Origin of the sequence: Celeribacter sp. (assembly GCF_048266405.1) — a bacterium.
Lineage (GTDB): Bacteria > Pseudomonadota > Alphaproteobacteria > Rhodobacterales > Rhodobacteraceae > Celeribacter.
Window position 1 is genome coordinate 1 of record NZ_JBLWZO010000013.1, and the last position, 11,683, is coordinate 11,683.

Annotated in this window: 5 protein-coding genes; all 5 read left to right on the top strand. The window is 57.0% G+C overall.

The window, feature by feature from the left end; translation table 11 throughout:
* On the top strand, positions 1-441 hold a 441-nt coding region (locus tag ACN0TS_RS16165), incomplete at its 5' end, for a helix-turn-helix transcriptional regulator (RefSeq protein WP_417260401.1).
* A gap of 437 nt (positions 442-878) precedes the next feature.
* The gene (locus tag ACN0TS_RS16170; protein ID WP_417260402.1) at positions 879-1,286 is read left to right on the top strand and encodes a hypothetical protein; all 408 of its coding nucleotides are present in this window, start codon (positions 879-881) and stop codon (positions 1,284-1,286) included.
* Positions 1,287-1,345: 59 nt separating this feature from the next.
* Entirely contained in the window at positions 1,346-1,702 is a 357-nt protein-coding gene (locus tag ACN0TS_RS16175) for a hypothetical protein (protein ID WP_211274840.1), read from the top strand.
* A 681-nt stretch (positions 1,703-2,383) separates the two neighbouring features.
* The gene (locus tag ACN0TS_RS16180; RefSeq protein ID WP_281251311.1) at positions 2,384-2,515 is read left to right on the top strand and encodes a hypothetical protein; all 132 of its coding nucleotides are present in this window, start codon (positions 2,384-2,386) and stop codon (positions 2,513-2,515) included.
* A 207-nt stretch (positions 2,516-2,722) separates the two neighbouring features.
* Positions 2,723-11,287, top strand: coding sequence for a GH36-type glycosyl hydrolase domain-containing protein (locus ACN0TS_RS16185; protein WP_417260403.1), 8,565 nt, complete (start codon positions 2,723-2,725; stop codon positions 11,285-11,287).
* Positions 11,288-11,683 lie beyond the last annotated feature (396 nt).

Consider the following 11,683-nt stretch of genomic DNA (forward strand, 5'->3'; position numbering starts at 1 on the left):
CTTGATAATACCTTTCTTTTTGATAGTCTGCGTGACCTGATGCTGGTCAATGTCTTGATGCAACTTCCCAATTCCTTTTCCGACCTTCTGCAACATCAAACAGTATCCGGCGCAATTCCTTATTATGTTAAACGCGCCCGTGATTATGTTCACGAACATGCTGATACTTCGATCACCCTGCAAAAACTTGTCAGCCATGCCGGGTGCAGTTATCGGACACTGCAGGTCGGTTTCAATGAAGCCTATAGCATGTCGCCAATGGCCTATCTGAAGTCGGTGCGACTGGCACGGGCTCACCTCGACCTTATGAATGCAGGCCCGGATGGTACAGTTTCCGAAATTGCGGCAAAATGGGGTTTCATTCATATGGGCCGCTTTTCCCATGCCTATGCAAAGCGCTTTAGTGTTTTACCTTCTGAAACCTTGCGCCGCAGCCTCTGACAGATCCACGTGCCTTATCCCCAAACGCAACGGTTATCCATAAAGACGAGCTGATAACCAATATGTTTAAATATCCTGCAATGATGCAGTCTGCGCGCGGTCTAACGCCCGCACTCAACCTTCAGACTAAAATTGCTTCACTGGAGCAATTTCTTGCAAAAAACGAGGCACGATTGGAAGCAATGTCTTCGGCAGGCCGCCAAATCGAGCGCGAACTTAGGCTAAGCTTCGTCGGGCCCGACAAGAGGAAATTACTGCCGAGATTATTAAATTGGGCACCGGAATAACATCCGAAAATCATAAGAAAAAATATGATTTCTGTTCATTTTCGCCCATTTCATCTATGGTAACAACCATGTGCTTCATTTAACCAGCCTAACAGTACATTGGATTAGTCAATCTGGCTGAACCACACCTAGCTGGTTAAGGATATTGCCTTGGCATATGTTCCAACACCACTTGGCCTAGACACCAAATATGATCAATTCCTGCAAACACTGGTCGGCAACGATCAAACAGGAACCCGCGTTACGGTGCTTTCGATGCTTGCAAGGCTTGGCGTCGACCCATGGCAAGAAGCATCTGATCTGGCAGCTCTCCCCAAAGGTTCTGCTTGGCAACGGTTAGACGCGCTGATGGCACGCTTCACCGATGTCCCTTCTTTGATTACCGAACGCGCTGACGTTACAACACGCCTCATTGCATTTTTGCCGCACGGCACCCTATACGACAATACCAAAACGACCGGCAATCGAACGCCAAAAGCATTCGACACACGCATTTATTTCATTGTCGCAATCGCAGTTTTTATTGTGCAAGTAAGCATTCTGATATTCAGAGACTAGAATGCGCTTCACACAATAACTCGTAAATTGTGTGCGACATCCTGCCGGAAGGGCTTTTGATGACCGATACAGACAACCTATGGGTACTGGAAAAAAAATTCTGGACAGAAGGTGCGGACGGTGTTCACCATTTGACCGCAAAAGGAGCACTTGCTGTTCTTCCATATCCCGCCGGAATTCTTGTTGATGAAGCCATTTGGCGTGATAATGCCGTCGCACAAAGATGGCGAACGGTTGCATTCACCGAACCTGTCATAACCCTCAAAGGCGATGTCGCTGTTCTTGCTTATCACGTGTCGGCAGAACGGGCCGAGGTGCCAATTTACGAAGCGCTCTGTACCTCCACCTATTTACGTGACGAAGACGAATGGTTCCGGCTGTCGCATCAACAAACACCGACTGCAGAACAAGACTGAAAGCAGCACGGAACACTCTTTTCGGCCTAACCGGATGAACTTCAACATCATAAAAATCTGCACAGTCAAACTGGTCGCTCCGTCGTAGCAACAGCTATTTTTAAGGACAAAATATTCAAAAATGGGGACCTAAATCCCCTTGCAAGCGACAATTCGCTGTTAAGTCGATTTTTATGATAATTTTTCTCTTTCCGATTGAGTTCGTGACGCTTATAAATTGAATGGATCAGAGGTACGAAAAGCAGTTGTTATGCATGCAATTCATATACCCTGAGATTGATCGAATAAAAAATCCTCACATTTGCGGCATAACACAATCAGATCCCCTTTTCTGACCTGTCCATAGCTCGACCTCCACGCGATCTCGACCTTCAGAGTCCTCCCGGCATAGCTCCCTGATCGCAAAGTCAGCCAATCGGCCATTATTGCCGAACGTAAAGCCCGAAACATAGCCATCCCACTTGTGAAATGGCCACAGAACCGGGTTGCCATATACCTACCTAAAAAAAATCCGACACCTAATGTCGATCAACTCTGCTCCACACATTCTTCGGAACTCTTCGTCATGTGCATTACCAGCGCCTGCGTGCGTATCGGAACCGATAACTCGCGGCCATAACTTTTGCCGAACATCAACGTTTGGCGACAATTTCACAGCTTCAAACATCTCAGGAGAACGACATGGCAAAAGGCAACAACCGCCGCGGCAGAGAAGAAAAGAAACCGAAGCAGAAAAAGACTGCGCCCGCGCCGATCCTGTCACTCAACAAGGGCCTGACCATCGCGAAAAAACCGAAGGCCAAAAAAACCTAACCCGGATTCCAGATACGGATCTTTCAAACCGAAATGAGAAGCACAGCGAACGCCCCAAGGCCCATACAGGGCAGATCGTTGTCCATCCCGTAGCTATAAACTGTAGCGCGAATATTTTCGCATTCATCGTTCTGTATGCGGGATATTTCATTCTATGGCGCGTATTTAGCCAATTATTGCCCTGGAGGCTTCTTAATGAGCGGCCGATTGCCTAGATGGTTACCGCTCCGCCGTGGCGACACAGCCCCTTGGAATGACATTAATCCCGTACGGGCCGAGCTTTTCGGGCTGGAACGGCTGGAACAGCATGCGAGTAGTCTTGCACGGGAACAGAAAGTCTCTGCATCTCCACCGCATGTTGCCTCGCTTCAGCAACGACTGGAAGACAATGCAATCGCCTTGCTGGCCACCCGCAGAGCCTGCAGCCTTGAACTTACCGCAGGTCACCCGATTGTACCTGCGGCTCAGTGGTTTCTGGACAATTACCACCAGGTGGACGCTCAAATTCGCGAATGCCGCACTGATCTGCCCCCCAGCTACTATCGGATACTACCAAAACTCGCCGAAGGACCATTTCGCGGCTATCCAAGGGTATTCGGACTGGTCTGGGCTTATGTCGCACATACTGACAGCCATCTAGACGGGCCAGCACTATCACGGTATTTGCGCGCATATCAACGGGTCCAGCCTCTTACCATCGGCGAACTCTGGGCCGTGCCGATTACGCTTCGCCTCGTCCTTCTGGAAAATCTCCGGCGTCTGGCTGATCAGATCGCCTTCGGGCATCAACATCGCCACGACGCTGACCTGTTGGCCGACCGAATTCTGGGCATCGACAGCGTGCAGCCCGTCCAGCTTACCGACGTCGATGCTTGCCCTAATGGCGACCTCCTGCCTGAAGTCTTTGCCGCACAATTGGCCAAACGACTGCGCGACTGCGATCCGCTTACCACACCAGCCATTGCATGGCTCGAAAAACGGCTAGCGACGCAGGGCACCAAAGTCGATCTGGTGGTACAACATGCCCAGGAACGACAAGGGGCATCCAACGTTACTGTGCGCAACGTCATCACCAGCCTGCGCACAATTTCCGAGATGGACTGGCAGGATCTGTTCGAAGGCGTCAGCCTTGTCGATGCAAAACTACGGGAACATCCCGGATTTGCCGACATGGATTTCGCAAGCCGCAATCTCTACCGCACGGCCATCGAGGATCTTTCCCGCCACAGCGACAACAGCGAAACCAAGGTAGCAGAGCAGGTGCTGGCGGCTGCAAAGGCAGCACCGGGGACGGCCGATACACGACTTGCCGATACGGAAACTTTGCGCCGCAGCGATCCCGGCTGGCATCTGCTAGCCGAGGGCCGAACAGCCTTTAACCGCCAGATTGGCTATCGGCAAACGGGATGGCATCGGATAGGTTTCCGCCCCGGGCTCTCCGGTTATATCTGCAGTCTCATCGGTGTCACCCTTGGACTGCTTGCGATCGGCCTCTGGGCGCTAGGCATTCTGGCTGGACCGAACACAACCGGACCATCACTGGCCCTGTGGGCCCTGTGGGCCCTTTGGACCTTTGCCGCCCTGATCCCGGCCAGCGCCATTGCACAGCTTCTGGTCGACCGGCTGGTCGGCTGGACCGTACCCGCAGCAGCGCTGCCGGGACTTTCGCTTGACGGCGGGATTCCGGCGACGCTCCGCACACTTGTGGTCGTACCGACCCTTCTGACCAATTCCCGCGATGACATGCAGGAGCAGGTCGAGGGGCTGGAAATGCATTTTCTCTCCGGCGCGCAGGGAGATATTACCTTCGCGCTTCTAACCGACGGGCTGGACGCACCGCAACAGGACATGCCGGAAGATGCTGCACTTCTGGCACTTATCACCGAGCGGATGCTTGAATTGAACCAACGCTACGGTCCGGGGCCCTCTGGTGTTCGCTTTTTGCACCTGCACCGCCAGCGCCGCTATAATCCGGTCGAGATGATCTGGATGGGGTGGGAGCGCAAGCGCGGCAAGCTGCACGAGTTGAACCGCCTGCTGCGCGGCGCCACAGACACCGATTACCGTGGGCCCGATGGCAGCACTCCCGTCGTGCCCTCTGGCGTACGCTATGTGCTGACGCTGGATTCCGACACACGGATGCCGCGCGACACAGCTCTGCGACTGATCGGCAAGATGGCCCACCCGCTGAACCGGCCAGTGATTGACCCCGATCTGCGTCGGGTAAGTGCGGGCCACGCAATTCTGCAACCGCGGGTCACCCCGTCCCTGCCTGCAGGCCGAACCGGTACGGCCTTTTTGCGCGCCACATCCGGGCCAGGCGGGATGGACCCCTATGCCGCCGCCGCGTCGGACATCTATCAGGACCTCTTCGGCGAGGGTTCCTTCACCGGCAAGGGCATCTATGATCTCGACGCTTTTGAAACGGTAATGACCGGACGCGTACCCGAAAACACCTTGCTGAGTCACGATCTGCTTGAGGGAATCTTCGCGCGGGCGGGGCTGGCCTCGGACGTGGAACTGGTCGAGGCTTTCCCTGATCGGCAGGACCTTGCCGCTCGACGCGTGCACCGATGGTGCCGGGGCGACTGGCAACTTCTGCCCTGGCTCGGCCCGAACGGCGGGCTGAGTACGCTGGGACGGGTCAAGGTACTCGACACTCTACGGCGCTCGCTGCTGGCACCTGCGACCCTGGCGATGCTGATCTTGGGCTGGCTGTTTCCCGGTCTGGCTGCTGCGTTGGCGACGGCGCTGGCTCTGGTAGTCCTGATGCTTCCTGCGTTCCTTCATGCGGCGATCTCCGCCGTACCGCACCGCACAGGTCTGCACCTTCGAACGCATCTGCGCCTAATGCGCGAGGATCTGGCGCTAGCACTTCTGCAAATGGGGCTTGCTGCGGCATTTCTGGCCGACGCCGCATGGCGATCACTAGACGCCATCACCCGTACGCTCTGGCGACTGGGGATATCCCGACGACACCTGCTGGAATGGACCACGGCCGCCTCCGCCGCCGCCGCGCCGCGCCCCGACCTACGCGGTTTTGCCCGTGCCATGGTGCCCGGTACTGCTCTGGGACTAACAGCAGCCGGGCTGGTCGGCATGGCTGCTCCTACCGCGCTACCTCTGATCCTGGCTTTTGCCGGGGTCTGGCTTGCTGCCCCATTCATAGCCTTCCGCGTCAGTCAGCCGCCCAAAGCTCAGCCAGATGCTGCGCTGACCTCGCAGGATGCGCAGACCTTGCGCCTGATCGCCCGCCGGACATGGTGCTATTTCGAAACCTTCGTCACCGCCGAGGACAGCAACTTACCACCTGACAACTTTCAGGAAGAACCGAGCCCAACAGTTGCTCACCGGACCTCCCCCACCAATATCGGGCTCTATCTTCTCGCGACGGCCACGGCTCGGGATTTCGGCTGGATTGGGCGCCGGCAGGCCGCCGAACGGATTGCAGCGACCCTTACCACGATGGAGGCGTTACCGCGTCTCAACGGGCATTTCTACAATTGGTATGACACGCGGGACGGCCGGGTTCTCGACCCGCCCTATATCTCATCAGTGGACAGTGGTAATCTGGCGGGTCATCTGATCGCGCTGGCAAATACCTGCGACGAGTGGGCTGAAGTCCCCGCACCCGACCTGCAGCGCAGGGCACACGGAATGATCGATCTTCTGGATCTGGCAGAGATTGACGCCGCCAAGTCCCAAACCCCAACGGATCCATCCCTGACCGCAACAATCGCGGAGCTACGCAAAGGCCTGAAGCAGGCAAAGATCGACTGGCACGATCTGCAACGCCTTGCCGCCAAGGTCGAAAGCCCCGCCTGGGCCGGTAGCCTGGCAAACGGAATTGGCCCCTCGTGGATGTCCTTGCTGCGCGACGGTCTGGTCAAGGCGATCGTCGACGCCACCGTAACCGAAATCGAATGTGCAGAACTGACCGGACATCTGCGCCAACTTGGGAGAACCGCGCGCCAACTGGCCATAGATATGGATTTCACGTTCCTTTTGGATCCCGAGCGCAAGCTGCTCTCGATCGGCTATTCGGTCCACGAAAACACCCTTGATCCATCCTGCTATGACCTTCTGGCCTCCGAGGCTCGTCTGGCCAGCCTCTTCGCCATTGCCAAGCAGGACGTGCCTTTGCGCCACTGGTTCCGGTTGGGCCGCGCCGCGACGGCGATCCCCGGCGGCACAGCGCTGGTTTCCTGGGCCGGATCAATGTTCGAATATCTAATGCCCGAACTGGTGATGCGCGAACCCGAGGGCGGCCAACTCGGCCGCACCTGCCGTTTGGTCGTCGCACGTCAGATCGCCTATGGTCGAGCGCAAGGCGTACCCTGGGGCATCTCTGAATCCGGCTTCAACGCGCGAGATGTCGAATTCACCTACCAGTATTCGACATTCGGCGTACCGGGGCTCGGGCTGAAGCGCGGCCTTGCCGGCGATCTGGTGATCGCCCCCTATGCAACCGGGCTTGCGACGATGCTCGACCCGGGTGCCGCGCGACGCAATTACGACGCGTTGGAGGCCTTAGGCGGGCTTGGCGTCTACGGATTCTACGAGGCGCTGGACTTCACACCCGAACGGGTATTGCCGGGACAACGCGTTTCAGTGGTGCAAAGCTATATGGCGCATCATCAGGGTATGACCATCGTCGCCATCGCCAATGCGCTCAGTGACGGGCTGATGCGCCGAAGGTTCCACCGCGAACCAATGATCCATGCCAGTGAATTGCTACTGCACGAACGCCTGCCCCGCGACATCGCCCGCGCTCTGCCCCCCCTTGAGGAGCCCTCAGCGCCACGTACCCTCCCTTCGGACGCAGAGCGCGGTCGCCGGATCGAAGGCTGCCCGAGCGGACCGCCAGTCAGCCATCTGATGTCGAACGGACGTTACGCGGTGATGCTGACAGCAACCGGGGGTGGTTACAGCCGCTGGGGCGACATCGCCCTGACCCGCTGGCGTGAAGATGCCACGCGCGACAATCAGGGCGCCTTTCTGCATCTGCGCAACCTTTCGGAAGGGACAGAGCAGAGCTTTGGCCCCTGTGGCCCTGACACGAAAAATACCCAGCAAGATGTACAATTCTTCGAGGACCACACGACATTCACCGCCCGGACCGGCCAGCTCGACACGGTACTAGACATCCTCGTCTCGGGCGAGGCGGATGCCGAGGTGCGCCGCCTGTCGGTTACCAACTCTGGACGTAAAGCCTGCGAGATGGAGGTCAGTTCCTATGTTGAACTGACGCTCGCCACACCCGCCTCCGAAGCAGCACATCCCGCCTTTTCGCAGATGTTCGTACAGACAGAATTCCTTCCCGAATACGGCGCACTAATTGCCTGGCGGCGTCGGCGCAACCCGAAAGAGCCCGAGATCTGGGCCGCGCAGTTCACCATCGTCGAAGGCGAGACGACTGCCCCCCTGCAATATGACAGCGATCGAGCCACTGCGCTTGGTCGTGACCACGCACAAGTGGAACCGTACGCCACAAGTGACCCTGCCCCACTGGCGGGGCATACAGGCACCGTGCTTGATCCCGTTTTCGCTTTACGCAACCGGCTGCGTATCGCACCGGGGCGCACCGCACGTGTGATGATCTGGATGGTGGCCGCCGACAGCCGCGAGGCACTGATCGATCTGATTGATCGTCACCATGATCGCAATGCCTATGACCGTGCTCGCACGCTGGCCTGGACACGGGCCCAGGTACAATTGCGTCACCTCGGCATCTCGCCGAGCGAAGCTGCCGATTTTCAACGCCTTGCCGCCCCGATCCTCTATCACGACGCCCGTTTTCGTCCCCCCGCCGAGGTGCTTGCACAAGGCGCGGGACGTCAATCAGGACTCTGGCCTCTGGCAATATCGGGTGATCTGCCGATTGTATTACTGCGTATTGACGACCCAGCTGATATCGGACAAGTTCGTAGCTTGCTTCAGGCACATGAATATTGGCGCAACAAACAGCTCACCGTCGATCTGGTCATCCTGAATGAACACCCGGCGTCCTATGTCCAAGACCTGCAGATAGCGATTGATACCGCCCTTCGCCGTAGCCAATCACGGCCAGGCAGTGGCGAACACATGGCACACGGATCGGCGTTCGCGCTACGCGCTGATCTGATTTCGCCCGAGGCACGTGCGCAGCTTCTGTCCGCCGCAAGGGTAGTTTTGCTGGCACGGCGTGGTGACATCAGTGGCCAACTTGGTACATTACTCCATGATCCTGAACTCGTCTTTACAGCGGTCACAGCTCCGAATACACGCCCAATCCGTCTCAATGCAACAATCCCCCAAGCCAGTGGAGAGGGGCTCGAGTTCTTTAACGGCACAGGCGGTTTTGACCTGAACGGACGGGAATATGTAATCCAGCTTGGTCCGAACGACACAACCCCCGCGCCCTGGATCAATGTCATCGCAAATCCCGGCTTTGGCTTTCAGGTTTCGGCAAGCGGCAGTGGCTTCACCTGGTCCGAAAACAGCAGAGACAACCAATTAACACCATGGTCCAACGATGCCGTAGTCGACCCGTCCGGCGAGGCTTTTTACATCCGCGACGACACGAGCGGCGTATTGATCTCGCCGACAGCACGCCCGCTTTCTGCAACCGGGAACAGGCAGGATCGTGAGGGCGGGCTGCATGTCGTGCGCCACGGTTTTGGCTATAGCCGGTTCACCCATCAGGCCGACAACATCGCCTGTGACATGGTGCAATTTGTTCCGCGTGATGCACCGGTCCGAATATCTATATTGCGCCTGAGCAATACCGGAACAAAACCACGTCAGCTTAGCGTTGCGGCCTATAGCGAACCAGTCATGGGTGTCTCGCGCGCAGCCTCGGCCCCCTTCCTTATAACGTCTCGCGATAATGAGACGGGTGCACTTCTGGTGCGCAACCCTTGGAACACCGCCTTTCCAGGCCGTGTCATGTTTGCCGACCTCTTCTCCCCTGACAGCAACACCGAAAGCTGGACAGGCGACCGCACAGAGTTTCTCGGATCAGGCGGCAGCCCGGCCGCGCCCGCAGGCCTGCGCCATCACGTGACACTGTCGGGCAGGCTTGGTGCCGGGCTTGATCCCTGTCTGGCTCTGATGAAAACTGTGACATTGGCCCCCGGCGAAAGCGTGGAGTTTATACATCTGCTTGGACAATGCTCCGACGCGACAGCAGCTGTTGCGCTCGTGAAAGAGATGCGCTCTACCGATCCGCACGCAGCGTTGGCAAAGGTTCAGGGGTATTGGCAAGAAACCCTGGGGGATCTTCAAATCGAGACGCCAGACCGCGCCATGGACATCATGGTCAACGGCTGGCTGCCGTATCAAACACTTTCCTGCCGGATCGAGGCCCGCGCTGCCTTCTATCAGGCAAGCGGTGCATATGGTTTCCGCGACCAATTACAAGACAATATGGCCTTAACCCTGACCCAACCTGCGCGCACCCGTGCACATTTGCTACGCGCCGCCGCGCGTCAATTCCCCGAAGGAGACGTTCAACATTGGTGGCTCCCCCATTCCGGCCAAGGAGTGCGCACCCGTATTTCGGATGACTGTGTCTGGCTCGGGCACGCAGTTGCCACCTATGTCACTGCCACAGGTGACACGGCAGTACTGGACGAAAAAATCAGTTTCCTCGACGGGCATAGCCTTCACGAGGACGAACATGATGCTTTCTTCCTGCCCGATGATGCGGGCCATGGTGCCTCGTTGTTTGATCACTGCGCGCTGGGGCTGGATCGTGCCTTGAGGCTAACCGGTCAACATGGCCTGCCGCTAATTGGCACTGGCGACTGGAATGACGGCATGAACCGCGTGGGTGCCGAAGGACAAGGCGAAAGCGTTTGGCTCGGCTGGTTGCTGTTGCAAACGCTGCTGGCTTTTGCATCGCTGGCCGAACCACGCAATGGCGCCATTGCACATCGTTGGCGCGAACAGGCCGAGAAACTGCGCCAGTCCATCGAAGCCAATGCCTGGGATGGTGCATGGTACAAACGCGCAACCTTTGACGATGGCACATGGCTGGGCACAGCTGCGTCCCCTGCCTGCGCCATAGACTCTATCGTGCAAAGCTGGTCGGTGCTATCGGGGCAGGCCGATCCCGCGCGTGCCAAACAAGCGATGGAAGCGTTCGACCAATATCTTGTCCGCCATAACGACGGTCTGTCGCTGCTTTTCGACCCGGCTTTCGGAACAGGTCCGGTACCCGAGGCGCATGACCCAGGTTATATTGCTGGATATCCGCCAGGCTTGCGCGAGAACGGCGGGCAATACAGCCATGCTGCCATGTGGGCAATTCTCGCCTGGGCCCGACTGGGCGATGGTGACCACGCAGCCGAGTTGTTTGCTCTGCTCAACCCGATCAACCATGCACGCACACCGAAGGCAACTCAGCGCTACAAGACCGAACCCTATGTTGTGGCTGCCGATGTCTATTCCGTCGCCCCTCATGTTGGACGCGGCGGCTGGAGCTGGTACACCGGCTCTGCCGCCTGGATGCACCGCGCCGCGATTGAGGGTATCCTTGGCATAACTCGTGAGGGCAACCGCCTGCGTATCGCCCCTAACATCCCAAAAGACTGGCCGGGCTTTTCCGCCCGACTGAAGGTGGCCGATACTGTATGCAACATTCACGTAGAGCAAACAGACATAGCTATAACTCGGCTTGACGGAGAAGTCATCGCCGCCGCGCCACGGGTCTATCTGCCGCTTGACGGCGTCCCGCACGATCTGTTTCTTGCTCTCAACCGTGACCAAGCAAAAACGCCTGCCAAATGATAAGACCCCGTCTGAAACATACGAACTTAGTCATCGTCTTCGTAGAGCATGAACTCAGCGTAACACGATCAATAGCTTCATTTACTTAAATACAGGCATTCTCAAGCGTCCACGGCTTAGAGCACAGCCGCTGCCATTCCCTTGCTAAAATCAAACATTGATCATCGACGGCCGGAAGGACGGTTGCACCGGCGCCACAAACAGCATTCACCTGTTCTCTTTCATCCGTTTAGCTTCCAAATAAAAAAACACCTCAGCTGATTTCTCAGCTAAGGCGTTGATATTATTGGTTGCGGGGGCATACCTGATTGCCCAATTCTTTTCCCCGAGAAACATCAGTTTTGGTGCCTTCGGTAGAGAATTGAGACCATACATTTCCGATCCTTGTCAAGTCGT